At 68.4% G+C, this 15,893-nt stretch carries 20 protein-coding genes; 7 read left to right on the top strand and 13 right to left on the bottom strand.

Annotation, left to right across the window (positions count from 1 at the left end; translation table 11 throughout):
- Positions 1-136: 136 nt before the first annotated feature.
- From ACIA03_RS19575 to ACIA03_RS19565, 3 genes are read right to left on the bottom strand one after another with little or no spacing between them, the layout of a single operon-like run.
- Complete coding sequence (locus ACIA03_RS19575; protein WP_396985527.1) at positions 137-340, bottom strand: hypothetical protein; 204 nt, start codon at positions 338-340, stop codon at positions 137-139.
- A gap of 26 nt (positions 341-366) precedes the next feature.
- Positions 367-1,491, bottom strand: coding sequence for a fatty acid desaturase family protein (locus ACIA03_RS19570; protein ID WP_396985525.1), 1,125 nt, complete (start codon positions 1,489-1,491; stop codon positions 367-369).
- Positions 1,492-1,515: 24 nt separating this feature from the next.
- Positions 1,516-2,610: a flavin reductase family protein gene (locus tag ACIA03_RS19565; RefSeq protein WP_396985523.1), complete on the bottom strand. Its 1,095-nt coding sequence runs from the start codon at positions 2,608-2,610 to the stop codon at positions 1,516-1,518.
- Positions 2,611-2,756: 146 nt separating this feature from the next.
- On the opposite strand from ACIA03_RS19565, the gene ACIA03_RS19560 reads away from it, so the two are divergent.
- Positions 2,757-3,392 carry a TetR family transcriptional regulator gene (locus ACIA03_RS19560; protein WP_141795457.1) on the top strand — a complete coding sequence of 212 codons (636 nt, stop codon included), beginning with the start codon at positions 2,757-2,759 and terminating at the stop codon, positions 3,390-3,392.
- Positions 3,393-3,403: 11 nt separating this feature from the next.
- Here ACIA03_RS19560 and ACIA03_RS19555 read toward each other — a convergent pair whose 3' ends face one another.
- The 4 genes from ACIA03_RS19555 to ACIA03_RS19540 all read right to left on the bottom strand — a co-directional run bounded on the left by ACIA03_RS19555 (position 3,404) and on the right by ACIA03_RS19540 (position 8,015).
- Entirely contained in the window at positions 3,404-4,933 is a 1,530-nt protein-coding gene (locus ACIA03_RS19555; RefSeq protein ID WP_396985520.1) for an MDR family MFS transporter, read from the bottom strand.
- A gap of 258 nt (positions 4,934-5,191) precedes the next feature.
- A complete protein-coding gene (locus ACIA03_RS19550; RefSeq protein ID WP_396985518.1) occupies positions 5,192-6,160 on the bottom strand; it encodes a zinc-binding dehydrogenase in 969 nt (322 codons plus the stop codon).
- Positions 6,161-6,281: 121 nt separating this feature from the next.
- Positions 6,282-7,475: an NADP-dependent malic enzyme gene (locus tag ACIA03_RS19545; RefSeq protein WP_396985516.1), complete on the bottom strand. Its 1,194-nt coding sequence runs from the start codon at positions 7,473-7,475 to the stop codon at positions 6,282-6,284.
- Between the two features lie 165 nt (positions 7,476-7,640).
- Complete coding sequence (locus ACIA03_RS19540) at positions 7,641-8,015, bottom strand: S24 family peptidase (RefSeq protein WP_396985514.1); 375 nt, start codon at positions 8,013-8,015, stop codon at positions 7,641-7,643.
- Between the two features lie 54 nt (positions 8,016-8,069).
- On the opposite strand from ACIA03_RS19540, the gene sodN reads away from it, so the two are divergent.
- The 3 genes from sodN to ACIA03_RS19525 all read left to right on the top strand — a co-directional run bounded on the left by sodN (position 8,070) and on the right by ACIA03_RS19525 (position 9,780).
- The gene (gene sodN, locus ACIA03_RS19535; protein WP_141795452.1) at positions 8,070-8,471 is read left to right on the top strand and encodes a superoxide dismutase, Ni; all 402 of its coding nucleotides are present in this window, start codon (positions 8,070-8,072) and stop codon (positions 8,469-8,471) included.
- A 129-nt stretch (positions 8,472-8,600) separates the two neighbouring features.
- Positions 8,601-8,981, top strand: a complete 381-nt coding sequence (locus ACIA03_RS19530; RefSeq protein ID WP_396985511.1) for an anti-sigma factor — start codon at positions 8,601-8,603, stop codon at positions 8,979-8,981.
- Positions 8,982-9,030: 49 nt separating this feature from the next.
- The gene (locus tag ACIA03_RS19525) at positions 9,031-9,780 is read left to right on the top strand and encodes a SigB/SigF/SigG family RNA polymerase sigma factor (protein ID WP_396985509.1); all 750 of its coding nucleotides are present in this window, start codon (positions 9,031-9,033) and stop codon (positions 9,778-9,780) included.
- 3 nt (positions 9,781-9,783) lie between these two features.
- Here the strand turns inward: ACIA03_RS19525 and ACIA03_RS19520 are convergent, their stop codons facing one another.
- Complete coding sequence (locus ACIA03_RS19520; RefSeq protein ID WP_396985507.1) at positions 9,784-10,155, bottom strand: hypothetical protein; 372 nt, start codon at positions 10,153-10,155, stop codon at positions 9,784-9,786.
- A gap of 306 nt (positions 10,156-10,461) precedes the next feature.
- Between ACIA03_RS19520 and ACIA03_RS19515 the strand changes: the two genes are divergently transcribed.
- Positions 10,462-10,716, top strand: coding sequence for a WhiB family transcriptional regulator (locus ACIA03_RS19515; RefSeq protein ID WP_008362075.1), 255 nt, complete (start codon positions 10,462-10,464; stop codon positions 10,714-10,716).
- Positions 10,717-10,739: 23 nt separating this feature from the next.
- On the opposite strand, the gene ACIA03_RS19510 is transcribed toward ACIA03_RS19515, so the two are convergent.
- Positions 10,740-12,230, bottom strand: coding sequence for a sensor histidine kinase (locus ACIA03_RS19510; RefSeq protein WP_396985504.1), 1,491 nt, complete (start codon positions 12,228-12,230; stop codon positions 10,740-10,742).
- Between the two features lie 84 nt (positions 12,231-12,314).
- Between ACIA03_RS19510 and ACIA03_RS19505 the strand changes: the two genes are divergently transcribed.
- Positions 12,315-13,154, top strand: coding sequence for a DUF2785 domain-containing protein (locus ACIA03_RS19505; protein ID WP_396985502.1), 840 nt, complete (start codon positions 12,315-12,317; stop codon positions 13,152-13,154).
- A 91-nt stretch (positions 13,155-13,245) separates the two neighbouring features.
- Positions 13,246-13,320, top strand: a complete 75-nt coding sequence (locus ACIA03_RS19500) for a 50S ribosomal protein bL37 (protein WP_370249596.1) — start codon at positions 13,246-13,248, stop codon at positions 13,318-13,320.
- A 70-nt stretch (positions 13,321-13,390) separates the two neighbouring features.
- Here ACIA03_RS19500 and rsrA read toward each other — a convergent pair whose 3' ends face one another.
- Genes rsrA through ACIA03_RS19480 form a run of 4 tightly spaced genes read right to left on the bottom strand, consistent with a single transcriptional unit; the run spans position 13,391 to position 15,860 of the window.
- Entirely contained in the window at positions 13,391-13,654 is a 264-nt protein-coding gene (gene rsrA, locus ACIA03_RS19495; protein ID WP_396985500.1) for a mycothiol system anti-sigma-R factor, read from the bottom strand.
- Complete coding sequence (locus ACIA03_RS19490) at positions 13,651-14,427, bottom strand: sigma-70 family RNA polymerase sigma factor (RefSeq protein WP_396985498.1); 777 nt, start codon at positions 14,425-14,427, stop codon at positions 13,651-13,653. The genes rsrA and ACIA03_RS19490 overlap by 4 nt, the downstream gene beginning before the upstream one ends.
- A gap of 49 nt (positions 14,428-14,476) precedes the next feature.
- Positions 14,477-15,115 (bottom strand): alpha/beta family hydrolase, encoded by a 639-nt coding sequence (locus ACIA03_RS19485; RefSeq protein WP_396985496.1) that lies wholly within the window; start codon positions 15,113-15,115, stop codon positions 14,477-14,479.
- A gap of 1 nt (position 15,116) precedes the next feature.
- Positions 15,117-15,860 carry an SOS response-associated peptidase gene (locus ACIA03_RS19480; protein WP_396985494.1) on the bottom strand — a complete coding sequence of 248 codons (744 nt, stop codon included), beginning with the start codon at positions 15,858-15,860 and terminating at the stop codon, positions 15,117-15,119.
- Between the last annotated feature and the right edge of the window lie 33 nt (positions 15,861-15,893).

The raw sequence follows: 15,893 nt of genomic DNA, 5'->3' as shown, positions 1-15,893 counted from the left end.
CCCCTCCCACCCCCCCCCCCCCCCCACAACCCACACACCCCCACACTATTCTGTCGGCCCCACTAAAAATGTGTTTGGGCCCCCACAACCCTTTGGTCGCCCCCCCCACAACTGCGGACTCGGCCGCCAGAACTACCTAGTCGCCGAGGTCTTTCTCGGCACGCTTGGCAGCGGCACGGAGCTCGAAGAGCTCGGTGGCGAGGCCGCCGATGGCACCAGCTACGTCTCGTACGGCGCCGGTGATGATGACCGCCACCTGGCCGACGGTCGTGGCCGTGACCTCGACGGCGCTCTGCGCGACATCCTTGCGGATCTCGCTCTTGCTCAGCTCAGGCTCCATGACAACCCATTGTGGCTGGTCAGGCGTCATGCCGCGACCCCCTCGAGGGCGGGAGCGGCCTCGACACCCTGGGCCGCGGGGCGCTTGCGGTCGGGGAGGGCGTACTTGCAGATCTTCTTGAAGACGCCCCACAGCTGCTGGTGCAGCGGACCGGTGTTGTAGGAGAGGCCGTAGCGCTCGCAGATCTCGCGGACCTCCTCGGAGATCTCCGGGTAGCGGCGGGCGGGGAGGTCGGGGAAGAGGTGATGCTCGATCTGGTGGGACAGGTTCCCGGACATGATGTGGAAGATGCGCCCGCCGGTGATGTTGGCGGAACCGAGGAGCTGGCGGTAGTACCAGTGACCCTGGGTCTCGTCCTCGCACTCCTCCTGCGAGAACGACGCCACGCCGGCCGGGAAGTGGCCGCAGAAGATGATGTTGAAGGTCCACAGGTTGCGGATGATGTTGGCGGTGAAGTTGCCCGCGAAGGTGAGCGGCGCGAGCGGACCGGTGAGCAGCGGGAAGAGGACGTAGTCCTTCAGCGTCTGCTTCTTCACCTTGCGCCAGATCCGGGCGCCGATCTCCTTGTTCTCGGCCCACGTGCGACGACCGGCGACGAGTTCGTCGACCTCGAGGTCGTGCATCGCCACGCCCCACTCGAAGAACGTCATCAGCAGGAACGCGTACAGCGGGTTGCCGAGGTAGTACGGGTGCCACTTCTGGTCCTCGTCCATCCGGAGGATGCCGTAGCCCACGTCGCGGTCCTTGCCCACGATGTTCGTGAACGTGTGGTGCATGTAGTTGTGGCCGTACTTCCAGTTCTCGGCCGGCGCCATCGTGTCCCACTCGAACATGCGCGAGTTGAGGTCGGGGTCGCCCATCCAGTCGTACTGGCCGTGCATGACGTTGTGCCCGATCTCCATGTTGTCGAGGATCTTGGAGATCGACAGACACGCGACGGCCGGCACCCAGCCGATCACGGGCACGTAGAAGAGCGCGCGGCCGGCAAGCTCGAAGGCGCGCTGCTTCTTGACGATGTCGTAGATGTACGCCGAGTCCTTCTCGCCCAGGTCGGCGACGATCCGCTGGCGGATGGCCTCCATCTCGGCGCCGAACGCCTCTAGCTCCTGGGGGCTCAGTCGGCGGTTTCCGGTCTTCTCAACAGTGGTCATGGGGGTGTCTCCTTGAAGGAATCGTCAGAGGTCCACGGAGCAGTCGCCCTCGGGCGTGCTCACGCAGATCCGGATCTGTTCGTCGGGGAGCTCGGAGGTCTCGCCGGTCAGGATGTTGCGGACCCGCCCGGAGCTCTTGTTGGTGGTGCAGGAGAAGCAGATCCCCATGCGGCAGCCGGACTCGGGGGTCAGCCCCGCGGCCTCGGCCTGGTCGAGGATCGTGGCGCCGTCGTTGGCGACGGTTGTGCCCGTGCGCGCGAACTCCATCTCGCCACCGGCCACGCCGGCGGTCTTCGGAGGCTTGAAGTACTCCACGCGGAGCGAGTCCGTGCCGTCGTACGCAGCCTGGGCCGCCTCGATGAGCGACGCCGGCCCGCAGGCCCAGGTCGGCACCTCCCGATAGCCCGGGACGAGCTTCTCCAGGAGTGCCGGGGAGAGATAGGGCGCCCCGTCGGCGGTGTGGAGGATGTGCAGGTCGACACCGTGGCCCTGGTGCCGGATCTCCTCGAGCTCGTCGGCGAAGATCTGGCGATCGGCGCTGGGCGCCCAGTGCAGGAACGTGACCTTGCCCCGGTGCGTACGCCGCTGCAGGGAGCGCAGCATCGACATCACCGGAGTGATGCCGGAGCCGCCCGAGATCAGGATGATGTGCTCGGGCACGCGGTCGGGAAGGACGAAGTCACCCTCGGCCTGGGACAGGTGCACCAGGGTGCCGACGGTGGCCCGCTCGGTCAGGTACTTGGAGATGCTGTAGGGGGTCGCGTACTCGTCGTCGTGGGCACGCACCGTGATGGTCAGCGGCTCACCCGCCTTGCCCTCGGTGTTGGACACGGTGAAGACGCGGGTGGTCCGGCGCCCCTCCCCCGTGTCGATGCCGACACTCACGTGCTGGCCGGCGCGGTGACCGCGCCAGGTCGAGGTGGGCTGGAGGGTCACCGTCGCCACCCGGGGCGCGCCGGGCGCGCTGACCTCCGGGTGGATGTCGGTGATGCGGGCCCGCACCTCGTGCGCGGCCAGCATCGGGTTGATCTGGGTCAGATAGCGGTCGATGCCGTGCGGTGAGGCGAGCGCCGCAACCGTGCGGGAGCGGAGGATCCGGCCGCCGAGGTCGAGTGCCATGTGTTTCGCCTTTCAGTGAACATCTGTACACCGACAACCATGGCGGGTCGCACCAGCACGCGTCAAGACACCGCGCACGTGGTCCAGATCACGGTGTACAGGTGTGCACCTGACGTCTCGCAGGCCGTTGCCCATAGGATGGGCGCGTGATCGAGACAGGGGCGGAGCCGGAAAGCCGTGCGGAGCGCAAGCTCCGGACCCGGCGAGCGATCCTGGACGCGACGCTGGAGCTGTGCTCCGACAGCTCGCTGACCGCGCTCTCGCTACGCCAGGTCGCCAAGCAGGTCGGCATCGTGCCGACCGCGTTCTACCGCCACTTCGACTCCATCGAGTCGCTCGGGCTGGCACTGGTCGAGGAGTCCTTCGACTCGCTGCGCGACCTCTTCCGCGACGTACGCCGCAACGCCCGGGCCGACCAGGATATCGTCGACGGCTCGATCGATGCCCTCGTCGACCACGTCCACCGGCGCCGCGACCACTTCGGGTTCATCGCCCGCGAGCGGGTCGCCGGGCCGCGTTCGGTGCGCGAGGCGATCCGGCGCGAGATCGAGCTCTGCGAGCGCGAGCTCGCCACCGACCTCGCGCTGATGACCGGCACCGACACCTGGACCGCCAAGGACCTGCACGTGCTCTCGTCGCTGTTCGTGACCGTCCTCGTCGCCACTGCCGAGCAGATCCTCTCCACCACGCGCCCTGAGCAGGAGGAGCAGATCATCGCCGGTGTGCGCACGCAGCTGAGGATGCTGCTGATCGGGGTCTATCAGTGGCGCTCGGAGGCGTAGGAATACGCCACTCAGCAGCCGCACACCGCAGGCTCGAGCCCGTGCTCGCACAGCTCGGCGAGCTCGGCGTCGAGATCCGCCTCCGGCTGATCAGCAGGCTCCTCGGCAGGCTCCGCGTGCCCCTCGGCCCGGGCCGGCAGCAGGATCGCCATCACTACCACGATCAGGGCCAGGCCGGCACTGACGAGGAACGCGGCCTGCAGGCCGCTCACGTGGGCCTCGACGACACCCACCTTGTCGACCACCTGATCGCTGCGTACGGACATCACGGTCACCGCCAGCGCGGTGCCGAACGCGGCCGCGACCTGCTGCAGCGTGCCCAGGATCGAGGAGCCGTGGGAGTAGAGGTGCATCGGCAGCGCCCCGAGACCGAGGGTGAAGACCGGGGTGAAGGCCGAGGCCAGGCTGACCATCAGCACGATGTGCAGCACGAGCACGAGCCAGTAGGGCGTGGTCAGCGAGATCTGCGAGAGCCCGCCGAGAGCGACCACGATGCCGAGGGAGCCCGGGATGACGAGCACCCGGCCGCCGTACGCGTCGAAGATCCGGCCCACGGTCGGCCCGAGGAGACCCATCGCGAGACCGCCCGGCATCACCAGCAGGCCGGTGAGGAGCGGGGAGAGCCCGCGCACGTTCTGCAGGTAGAGCGGCAGCAGGATCATCGAGCCCATCATCGCCAGGAAGGCGATCGACATCAGGACCAGCGACTTGGTGAAGGTGCCGTGCAGGAAGGCGCGCAGGTCGAGCAGCGGCGAGCCGATGCGCTGCAGCCGGAGCTGGCGGAGCACGAACCCGAGGATCAGCACCGCACCGACGGCGGCGATGATCAGCGGGATCCCGACCTCACCCTCGGCGAACCGGCTCAGCCCGTAGACGAGCGACCCGAACCCGAGCGCGGCGATGACCACGGAGGCCCAGTCCACGCTCGACTCGGCGGGCTCGTTGACGTTCTCCAGGCGGCGCAATCCGGACCAGGCGACGACGACGGCGATCGGCAGGACCAGCAGGAAGAGCAGCCGCCACGAGCCGAAGCCCAGGATCAGCCCGGACAGCGTCGGCCCGAGCGCCGGAGCGACCGAGATGGCCATGGTGACGTTGCCCATCACCCGGCCACGGTCGCTCTCGTCGACCACCGTCATCAGCGTGGTCATGAGCAGCGGCATCATCACCGCGGTGCCGGCCGCCTGGATGACCCGGCCGGCGAGCAGGATCCCGAAGACCGGCGCGATCGCGGAGATCACGGTGCCGGCGATGAAGACACCCATCGCCGTGGCGTACGCAGTCCTGGTCGTCACCCGCTGCAGGAACCAGCCGGTCACCGGGATGACCGACGCCATGGTCAGCATGAACGCGGTCGAGACCCACTGGGCGGCGTGCTCGGTGACCTCGAAGCTCTTCATCAGGTTCGGGATCGCGTTGAGCATGATCGTCTCGTTGAGGATCACCACGAAAGTGGCCAGCACGAGCAGGGTGATGACAGCAGGGGTACGCCGCTTCTCACCATCGAGTGGACGATGCGATGTTGTGACGGCAGCAGTCATGACGAGTTCCTCGGGTCGTACGCAGGGGCCCGGTGCCGCCCGCTCTCATACATAGATCGAACGGGCGGTGCCGATTTCGACATCACGCCACGAGAAACTTTTCGAGCCCCCCGGCAGTGACACTCAATGGTCCCTTGCCGAACCGGGGAGAGTCGAACGATATTCCGTACGTCACACAGCCGCCGTCACACAGCCGCCGTCACGCAGACCGCCGTCACGCAGACCGCCGTCACGCAGACCGCCGGCACGTGGCCGGTGTCAGAGGGTGAAGACGACCTTCCCGAAGAGATCACCGGCGTGCATCGCCTCGAAGCCGGCCTTGGCCTCGGTCAGCGGCATGGTGCGGTCGATCAGCGGGCGGGTGCCGGTCGCCTCGAGCAGCGAGACCAGACTCGCCAGCTCGTTGCGGGTGCCCATCGTCGAGCCGATCACCTTGAGCTGCAGGAAGAAGATGTTGGTCAGCATCGCGTCGTCGAGGTTCGGACCAGACGTGGTGCCGCTGATGATGATCGCCCCGCCGGGACGCAGCGAGCGGACCGAGTGCGTCCAGGTCGCCCGGCCGACGGTCTCGATCACGGCGTCGACCTTGACCGGCAGCCGCTCCCCCGACGGCAGGGCCTCGTGGGCACCGAGCTCGAGGGCACGCTTCCGCTTCGCCTCGTCACGCGAGGTGGCGTAGACCTTCAGGCCGGCCGCGCGCGCGAGCGTGATCGCGGCGGTCGCGACGCCGCCGCCGGCGCCCTGCACCAGCACCGAGTCGCCGGCCTTGAGCCCGCCCTGGGTGAACAGCATCCGGTAGGCCGTCAGCCATGCCGTCGGCAGGCACGCGGCCTCCACGAAGGACATCCCGGCGGGCTTCGCCACGACGTTGCGGCGCGGCACGATCACCTTCTCGGCGAACGTGCCCTGGTGGCGCTCGGAGAGCAGGGACCGCTTCGGGTCGAGGGTCTCGTCGCCGGTCCAGTCGGGCGAGGAGATCACCGAGTGGACCACGACCTCGTTGCCGTCTTCGTCGAGCCCGGCCGCGTCGCAGCCGAGGATCATCGGCAGCGCCTCGGCCTTGAGCCCGACCCCCTGCAGCGACCACAGGTCGTGGTGGTTGAGCGAGGCCGCCTTGACGGTGACCGTCGTCCACCCGTCCGGCGCTACCGGCTCGGGCCGCTCCCCCAGCACGAGGCCGGAGATCGGGTCGTCGGATGAGAACTTCTCGGCGTAGGCAGCGAACATGCGCCCGACCTTACCGATCTCTGCGGTTCCTCGATCAAGGTACGCAGATGGCGGAACGCATCCCCAGCGGAGCTCCGCTGGGGATGCGTGAGTTCGCCTGCATCCCTTGCCGAAGGAACGCTCAGGCGCGAGCCACCCCGTCGACCCGAGCAGCCTCCGCGACCGCAGCGGCGACCGCGGGACCGACGCGCGGGTCGAACGGCTCGGGGATGATCTTCGACTCGGTCAGCTCCTCGCCGACCAGAGCGGCCAGCGCCTGGGCGGCAGCGAGCTTCATGCCCTCGGTGATCGAGGAGGCGTGGACGTCGATCGCGCCCCGGAAGATCCCGGGGAAGGCGAGGACGTTGTTGATCTGGTTGGGGAAGTCCGAGCGACCGGTGGCGACGATCCTGGCGTACTTGTGCGCGACGTCGGGGTGGATCTCGGGGTTCGGGTTGGCCATCGCGAAGACGATCGCGTCGTCCGCCATGGTCGCGACGAGCTCCTCGGGAACGGTGCCGCCGGAGACACCGACGTAGACGTCGGCGCCGGCGAGCGCCTCGGCCAGCGAGCCGGAGCGACCGGTGACGTCGGCGGTCACCTCGGCGATCGCCTTCTTCGAGGCGGTCAGGTCCGAGCGGGTCGAGGAGATGACGCCCTTGCGGTCGAGCAGGGCGAGGTCCTTGATGCCGAACTCGAGCAGGATCTTGGCGACCGCCACGCCGGCGGCACCGGCTCCGGAGATGACCACGCGGGTCGACTCCGGGTTGCGGCCGGTCAGCTTCAGCGCGTTCATCAGCGCGGCCAGGGTGACCACGGCGGTGCCGTGCTGGTCGTCGTGGAAGACCGGGATGTCGAGCGCCTCCTTGAGGCGGTCCTCGATCTCGAAGCAACGCGGCGCGGAGATGTCCTCCAGGTTGATCCCGCCGAACGACGGCGCCATCCGGATGACGGTCTCGACGATCTCGTCGACGTCGGTGGTGTCCAGGCAGATCGGGATCGAGTCGACGCCGCCGAACTCCTTGAACAGCACCGCCTTGCCCTCCATCACCGGCATCGCGGCGGCCGGACCGATGTCGCCCAGGCCGAGCACCGCGGTGCCGTCGGTCACGACCGCGACGGTGTTGGGCACCCAGGTGTAGGTGTGGGCCAGCTCAGGATTCTCGGCGATCGCGGTGCAGACCCGAGCGACACCGGGGGTGTAGGCCATCGACAGCGAGGCCTTGTCGGAAACCGATGCGGTCGCCGCGATCGCCATCTTGCCGCCGCGGTGAAGCTCGAACACCGGGTCGCCGTCATAGGCGCTGGTCTCGGTGGACAGGGTGGACTCGGTCATTGGGGGCCTCCAGAAAACTACGGACTCGGGACGTCGGGCGGTCGAACGCGAGCCGAAGGGTGGAGCCGCGCAAGGCGCCATCTACAGGGATGTGATGCCCGGATGGCAAGTTTCCCACAGGCTACCGGAGGAAGCGGTTGATGTTTCCTACAGGTGACGAACCCCTCATCTGGAGTCTTCCTGCAGAGCAGCACCCAGGACACGGGGCCGTGGCCACAGCCGGCCCACCACGACCCCGAGAACATCGGCGTCCGCGACGGGCCCGCGATGACGGGAGTCGATCACCCCGGGAGCGGCCGGGTTGTCCGAGAGCAGCCACCACCCGGAGCGGCCGGATGCGGTCGTACGCCGCTCCACGGCCCGCTTCACCACGACCGCCCCGTCGGCGAGGCGGGCGACGACCACGCAGCCGGCCACCGGCGTACGTCCGTAGGAGACCCACAACCGGTCCCCGGCCCGCAGCGTGGGCTCCATCGAGACCCCCACGACCTTCGCCATCCCCCAGGAGTGTCGGGGTGCCCTGGCCGCGGTGTCATCCATGCGGAGTAGTGTCGCAATCCGTAGGACACATGAACACTCTTTGAGAGGACCCGCATGTTCGCGCGACTTTTCGCTCCCACCATCGAGGTCTCGGCCCACTGCGACCTGCCCTGCGGCGTCTACGACCCCGCCCAGGCCCGCATCGAGGCCGAGTCCGTCAAGGCCGTCATCGCCAAGGCCCTGGACAGCGACGACCCCGACTTCCGCACCCGCGCCATCGTGATCAAGGAGCAGCGCTCCAACCTGGTCAAGGAACACCTCTGGGTGCTGTGGACCGACTACTTCAAGCCCCCGCACTTCGAGGCCTACCCCCAGCTCCACACCCTCGTCAACGAGGCCACCAAGCTCGCCGGCGCCGCCGGCACCAAGGGCACCCTCGACCTCGAGGTCGCCGACCAGCTCCTCGCCAAGATCGACGAGATCGCCGAGATCTTCTGGGCCACCAAGAAGGCCTGAGCCCTTCTCACATCAGCCCGTACGCCGCAGCCGCTCCGTCCTCGGAGCGGCTGCGGTGGGTTATCGGCCCGGCGAGACCCGTCTCGTTGCATAATCGTCGGGACTCCCACGGAAGGACTGACCACACAGATGCCCCAGGTCGAGCTGCGCCTTCCCGCAGAAGGTGCTTACGTCTCCGTGCTGCGTACGACGACCGCCGCTCTCGCCGCGCGCCTCGACTTCACCCTCGAGGACATCGAGGACCTGCGGATGGCGGTCAGCGAAGCGGCCGCGATCTGTCTCGAGTGCGCCTCGGAGACCGCAGACCTCGACGTCGTCTTCGACCTCGGCGAGGACACCATCGGGGTCACCGTGACCACGACCTGTGACGCCGAGGCCGAGATCGACGAGGAGAGCTTCGCCTGGCAGGTGCTCACCACGCTGGCCAGGGAGGTCACCGCCACCCCCGACGGCGACCAGCTCAGGATCTCGCTGGTCGCCGGAGCGACCCCGCTTGGAGCCGCGCGCTGACATGGCGCAGGAGACGATCCGGTCGTCGAGGTCCAGGAGCTCGAGCGAGGTGGAGGACGCCCGCGCACGCTCCCGTGAGCTCTTCACGACCCTCGCCGGCCCGGACCTGAGCGACGCCGAGCGCATCGCCGCACGCGAGGAGCTGGTCCACCTCAACATGGCGCTGGTCGAGTACTGCGCCTCCCAGTTCTACGGTCGCGGGGAACCGCACGAGGACCTCGTCCAGGTCGGTGTGGTCGGCCTCCTCAACGCCGTGGACCGCTACGACCTCTCCCGCGACGTGGAGTTCTCGACGTACGCGGTGCCCACCATCCTCGGCGAGATCAAGCGCTACTTCCGCGACAGCCGATGGGCCGTCAGCGTCCCCCGTCGCCTTCGCGACCTGCAGCAGAACCTCCGCGACGCGACCGCCGAGCTCTCCCAGGAGCTGGGCCGCTCCCCCACCGCCCGCGACCTCGCCGCCCGCCTCGGCGTCAGCCTCGAGACCGTCATCGAGGGCCTGGAGTCCAGCAACGCGTACGCCGCGCTGTCCCTCGACTCCGAGAGCGACGAGACGGCGCCGATGCTCGACTCGCTGACCGCCCACGACCTGCGCCTCGACGACGTCGAGGTGCGCGAGTCGATCAAGCCGGTGCTCGACAGCCTCTCGGCGCACGAGAAGCAGGTGCTGATGCTGAAGTTCTTCCGCAACAAGACCCAGACCGAGATCGCGGCCGAGCTGGGGGTCTCCCAGATGCAGGTCTCCCGGCTGCTCAACCGCTCGCTCACCCAGCTCCGCAAGGCGCTGGAGGAGGACTGACGTCTAGCGCTGCTCGAGCGCGGCGATGCTCGGCGGCGCGAAGATGCCGACGAGGGCGACCACGGCGACCAGCGCGAGCCCGCCCGCGACGGCGAGATCCTCACGTAGGTTCCAGGCCAGACCGAGCACGATCAGCTGGACGAGCACCAGCGGTGCCCGCGACCACGACTCCAGGCGCCAGAACATGAAGGCGCACCAGCCGATGCCGGCCGCGCAGAGCAGGAAGAACACGCCGCCCGCGATCGCGGTCGTGAGCGAGGCTGCGTCGGGGATGCGTACGAACTCCAGCGCTCCCCAGAACAGCATCGCCGCGGCCTCGATGCCTGCAGCGAACACGGTCAGCAAGAGAGTCCAGGGGCGATGCGGCGCGGTCACTTCAGCAGCCTAGGCCATGCCCGTACACTGGACCTTCACGGGCGTGAAAACGGCGAGAGCATACACCACCGGTTTTGCGGGTAACTCACCGCGTTACCGAATTGTCTAGCCCCAGGAAGACTGAGTGTTACGGTCCGGTGACGAACCAGACACTGGTTAGGGGTTGTTTCGGAGTCCATTTCTTGGAACTCTAGAGACCAGCACGCACGTGAAGACATTCACACATCCCCGCCACGTGCCGACTCGCAGGGTCTCGAAGCACCAGGGCCTTGCCCATCCTACGTCAGAAAGAGGGTCTACCCAGCCATGGATTGGCGCCACCGTTCGGCTTGTCTCGATGAAGACCCGGAACTGTTCTTCCCCATCGGCAACACCGGCCCGGCCATCCTCCAGATCGAGGAAGCCAAGCAGGTCTGCCGACGTTGCGACGTTCGCGAGCAGTGTCTTCAGTGGGCTCTTGAGGCCGGTCAGGACCACGGCGTGTGGGGTGGACTGAGCGAGGACGAGCGTCGCGCGCTGAAGCGCCGCAACGCCCGCTCGCGTGTCCGCACCGCCGTCTGATCAACCCCTAGAGGCCACCACCACTAGAGCTCCAACGGCAGCTCGACCGCAGCTCTTGCCCCATGGCCGTCAGGCCGGGGCCCCAACGAGAGCCGGCCACCGAGCTCGCCTTCGACGAGAGTCTTCACGATCGACAACCCAAGGTTTGTCGATGTGTCGAGACTGAACCCGTCGGGTAGTCCATGACCGTCGTCCTCGATGGTCACCTGGAGATGCCCGGCGGGTTGCTGTCGTACGGACATCACGATCGTGCCCGTCTCGGGATCGCCGGGACCGCTGCCGCGGTAGCCGTGCTCGACTGCGTTCTGCAGGAGCTCGGTGACGACCATCGCCATCGGCGTGGCCACCTCCGAGGGCAGCAGCCCGAACGAGCCCTCACGGCGCACCCGCACCGCGACGCCGACCGAGGTGACCTCCCCGACCATGGAGGCGAGCCGGTCGGCGATCTCGTCGAACTCGACGGTCTCCTCGACGGCCTGCTGGGAGAGGATCTCGTGGACCAGCGCGATCGACCCGACGCGGCGTACGGCCTCGTTCAGGGCGTCTTGCGCGACGCCGGAGTCGACCCGGCGCGACTGCATCCGAAGCAGCGCGGCCACGGTTTGTAGATTGTTCTTCACCCGATGGTGGATCTCGCGGATCGTCGCGTCCTTGGTGACGAGCTCACGATCGCGTCGGCGCAGGTCTGTGACGTCGCGCAGCAGCACCAGCGCTCCGATCGCCTCGCCACGTGGGCGCAGCGGGATCGAGCGCATGATGATCGCCATCACCCCGGTGTCGATCTCGGTGTCGCGGTGCGCCCGCCCACCGAGGACCGCGCTGAGCGTCTCCTCGTCGGGGCGCTTGCGCGGCGGCACCAGGGCCCGGGTCATCCCGGCCAGCGACTGGCCCGCGAGGTCGCCGGAGAGGCCGAGCCGGCGGAAGACCGAGAGCGCGTTGGGGCTGGCGTAGTCGACGACTCCGTCGGCATCCACCCGCACGAACCCGTCCCCGACCCGAGGGGTGTCGGTGTGGTCGCTGCGCTGGCCGACCGCCGGGAAGTAGCCGTTGGCGACCATCTGGGTCAGGTCGGCAGCCGTCTGCAGGTAGGACAGCTCGAGTTTGGAGGGCGTGCGTACGCCGAGCAGGTTGGTGTTGCGGCTCAGCACCGCGATGATGCGGCCGGCGCGGCGTACGGGGATGGTCTCGACCCGCACCGGGAGGTCGTCGCGCCACTCGGGATCGCCCTCACGCACCAGCCGGCCGGCGTCGACGGCGTCGTCGAGGGTGGCGTGGCGCCCCTTCGGCACGAACATGCCGACGATGTCGTCGACGTAGGCCGTCGGACCGGTCGTAGGACGCATCTGACCGGCCGCCCAGAAGCCGTTGCCGGACTTGTCCGGAAGCCACAGCACCAGGTCGGCGAAGGAGAGGTCGGCCAGGATCTGCCAGTCGGCCATGAGCAGCTGAAGCCACTCGACATCATCGCTGTCGAGGTCGGTGTGGCTCTGGGCGAGCTCACTCAGGGTGGGCACGCGGACAGCGTAGATGTAGACCAAGGTATGAGCATTGAGCGGGTCGGTGGTACGCGCGTGGACGGGTTTGGCAGGATGTTCCCCATGTCGGAGGCGTACTGGCGGGAGGTTCACTCGACCGGTCTCGCCGTACCCACGGACCGGCCCTTGGGCGATCTCACGATCGAGCTCACCCGGATGCTCGGCGACCCCGATCCGGACGTACGCAGCGGCCTGGCCGTGCCTGCCCTGTCGACGTGGATCCAGCGCGGCGTCTACGACGACCTGCTCGCGGGTCTGGGCGACGGGATGGCCGCCGGCCTCGTGGTCGGGCTCGGCGACTCCGGCAACAACGGCGTCTTCCGCCGGGCCTCCTCGGTCGAGGCCCTGGCCGAGTGCATCGCCCGCGACAACGCTCGTTCGCTGGTGCAGGCGGAGAAGGTGCTGGAGTGGGGCGACCGGATCGCCACCTGGCTGCTGCGCGAGCGAGACCTGCGTGCCTTCGTCCCCGAGCGCGGCTGGGCGCACGCGGTCGCTCGCGGCGCCGATGCGCTCGGCACCCTGGCCGCCTCCGAGCACCTCGGCAAGCCGGAGCTGACGGTCATCCTCGACGTCGTGGCCGACCGGGTGCTCGCCCGTGGCGACACCATCTACGCCCACGGCGAGCCCGACCGGCTGGCGGCCGCCACGATGTCGGTCCTGCGCCGCAACCTGGTCCCGCTCAACATCATGGAGCCGTGGATCAACCGCATCGTCACCGTCGCCACCGCCACCCCGGAGACGCCCGACCGCGACCCGTTCCTGCTCACCGGCAACGCCGAGGCGTTCCTACGGGCCCTCTACATCCAGCTCGCGCTCAGCAACGACATCCCGCAGATCCGCGGTGACCTGCTGCTGGTCGTGGTGGCCGCCCTGAAGAAGTCCAACAGGGCCTATCTGACCTGACCGCGGGCCCAGATTGGCCCTCACGCGCCTCGGTTTGAGAGACTGTCTCGAGGCCCCTCGGGGTCCACGTACCCCAATGGAGGAGATCATCATGGGCAAGACCGGCCGCAAGCGCCGCGCGCGCCGCAAGAAGGGCGCGAACCACGGCAAGCGCCCCAACAGCTGAACACCAGCTGTGACAAGACGTGAGAGCCCCAGCCGATTCGGCTGGGGCTCTCGTCGCGTCTGTGGCCGCGTCAGGACCTGGTGCGGAGCTCCTGGATCTGGACCATGATCTTCGCGCGCAGCTCGCCCGGGGCGACCTCGGTGCACGAGCGCGCCACGACCGCCTTGACGATCCGCTGCTGGTCGTAGGTCTCCAGGCAGGGGTTGCAGGTCTGCAGGTGGCGCTTGACCTGATCGGCGTCCGCCTCGGCGAGCTCGTTGTCGATCAGGAAGACGATCTGCTCGAGGAAGTCAGCGCAGTCGCTGGGTGAGGCGTCGTGTTTGTGGGCACTCATGACGCACCTCCGCGAGCGCCGGTGAGGTCGTTGGTGCGAACGTAGTCGGAGAGAAGATCGCGCAACTGACGCCGGCCGCGGTGAAGCCGCGACATCACGGTGCCGATCGGGGTTTCCATGATCTCGGCGATCTCCTTGTAGGCGAATCCCTCGACATCGGCGAGGTAGACAGCGAGCCGGAACTCCTCCGGGAGACGCTGCAGCGCGTCCTTCACCTGGGAGTCGGGCAGGTGCTCGAGCGCCTCCATCTCCGCAGACTTCAGACCGGTCGAGGTGTGCGACTCGGCCCGCGCCAGCTGCCAGTCCTCGACGTCCTCGGACATCGACTGCTGCGGCTGGCGCTGCTTCTTGCGGTAGGTGTTGATGAAGGTGTTGGTGAGGATGCGGTAGAGCCAGGCCTTCAGGTTGGTGCCGGGCTTGAACTGGTGGAAGGACGAGTACGCCTTCGCGAACGTCTCCTGCACCAGGTCCTCCGCGTCGGAGGGGTTGCGGGTCATCCGCATAGCCGCCGAGTAGAGCTGGTCGAGGAAGGGCAGCGCGTCCCGCTCGAAGCGCAGCGCGCGCTCCTCGGGCGTCTCCTCGCTTCGCTCGGTTACTTCCTCGCTCGGCGCGAGCGGACGAGCAAACTCGCCGCCCGACCTCGCTTCGGGCGTGTCGGTGGCCAGGTCGACCTCATCGTTGTTGTCGCTCATCACGTCCCAGGGTACGCGCGTGAGCACAGGGGCGCTCATCGTCGACACGTTTGCCGTGGGGCGTTCGAGCACGATGGTCATGATGCGTGAACGCCGCGACGGCGGCCAAACATTCCCGCCGACGTTCCGGCTAGGGGATGACCTCGCGGACCAGCCACTCCAGGGTGGACTCGACCAGGATCGCGTCGGCGTCGGCCTGCGTGATCGGGCCCCGCTTGCCGACGATGAGGGAATGGTCCGCACCCGGGATCGGGGTGACCTCGATCCCCTCGGGGAACTCCTCGGGCCTGCCGAACCTGTCCCGGGTGCCCTGGAGCACGAGCGTCGGCACCCTCGCCTCCAGCAGCTCGTCGGCGCGCGAGATCTGGGGCTTGCTGATCGGGTGCAGCGGGAAGGCCAGGCAGAGCGCCCCGGCAGCGCCGAAACCGCGCGCCGTACGGACCGCCGACCTGGCCCCGGCGGAGCGCCCACCGACCACCAGCGGGGTGCGCACCCGCATCCAGTTGGCGGCGATGGTCAGGGCTGCGTCGAGGGACTTCGGCGGCGTGGCCACCGGCTTCCCCTTGACCCGCCAGGGCTGCTCGAAGCGGACCACGGTGATCCCCTGGGCCGGCAGCGCGTCGTTGAGCGCCATCAGGTCGTGGGTGTCGATGCCGTTGCCCGCGCCGTGGGAGAGCAGCAGGGTCGCCTGTGGTCGCCGCGCCCGGCGGGTATAGAGCCGCCCATCCCCGTAGGGCGTGCCGATCATCTGCGTCGTGGTTCCACCCATGTCATCCCCAGGCTTCCTCGAGCGGCAGCGGCTCGATGAGCTCACGGCCGTTGTTGCGTACGTTGCTCACCAGTGTCGAGACCGGGTAGGCCTCCAGCCGACCGGGCGCCGCCGGGGTCAGCAGCTCCAGATCGCCCGGACGGGTCGGGTCGAGCCACTCGTCCCAGCGCTCACGCTCCACCATGAGCGGCATCCGGTCGTGGATCCGCCCCAGGGAGTCCTCCGCCTCGGTGGTGATCACCGTGCAGCTCCACAGCCAGCGGCCGGGGTCGTCCTCGGCCTTGGCGGGGTCGGGCCACAGCTCGTAGAGACCGGCCATCGCCAGCACTCCCCCGTCCTTCGGGGTGATGAAGTAGGGCTGCTTGCGGGGTTTGCCCTTCGCGTCCTTCGCGTCGGTGGCGTACCACTCGAAGTAGCCGTCGGCCGGCAGCAGGCAGCGGCGCTTGGCGAAGGCCCGGCGATAGGCGGGCTTGTCGCCGACCGTCTCCATCCGGGCGTTGATCATCCGGTTGCCGATCTTGACGTCCTTGGCCCAGGACGGGACCAGGCCCCAACGTACGGAACGGAGCTGGCGTTCGGTGGGGGCGTCATCCTCGCGCGGCGGGCGCTCGAGAACGGCGTAGACATCGTCGGTCGGGGCCACGTTGTAGCTCTCGGTGAGCGGCTCCTGCAGGCGCAGCTCATCGATCTCGAACTCCTCGGCCAGCTCGTCGGGTTGGCGGCTGGACGCGTAACGACCGCACATACGTTCACCTTAGCGCCGCGTGACGATGGTGTT

Origin of the sequence: Nocardioides sp. NPDC051685 (genome assembly GCF_044453405.1) — a bacterium.
Classification (GTDB): Bacteria; Actinomycetota; Actinomycetes; order Propionibacteriales; family Nocardioidaceae; genus Nocardioides.
Note: the sequence above shows the minus strand (reverse complement) of the source record. Positions and strands in the feature narration are given on the sequence as shown.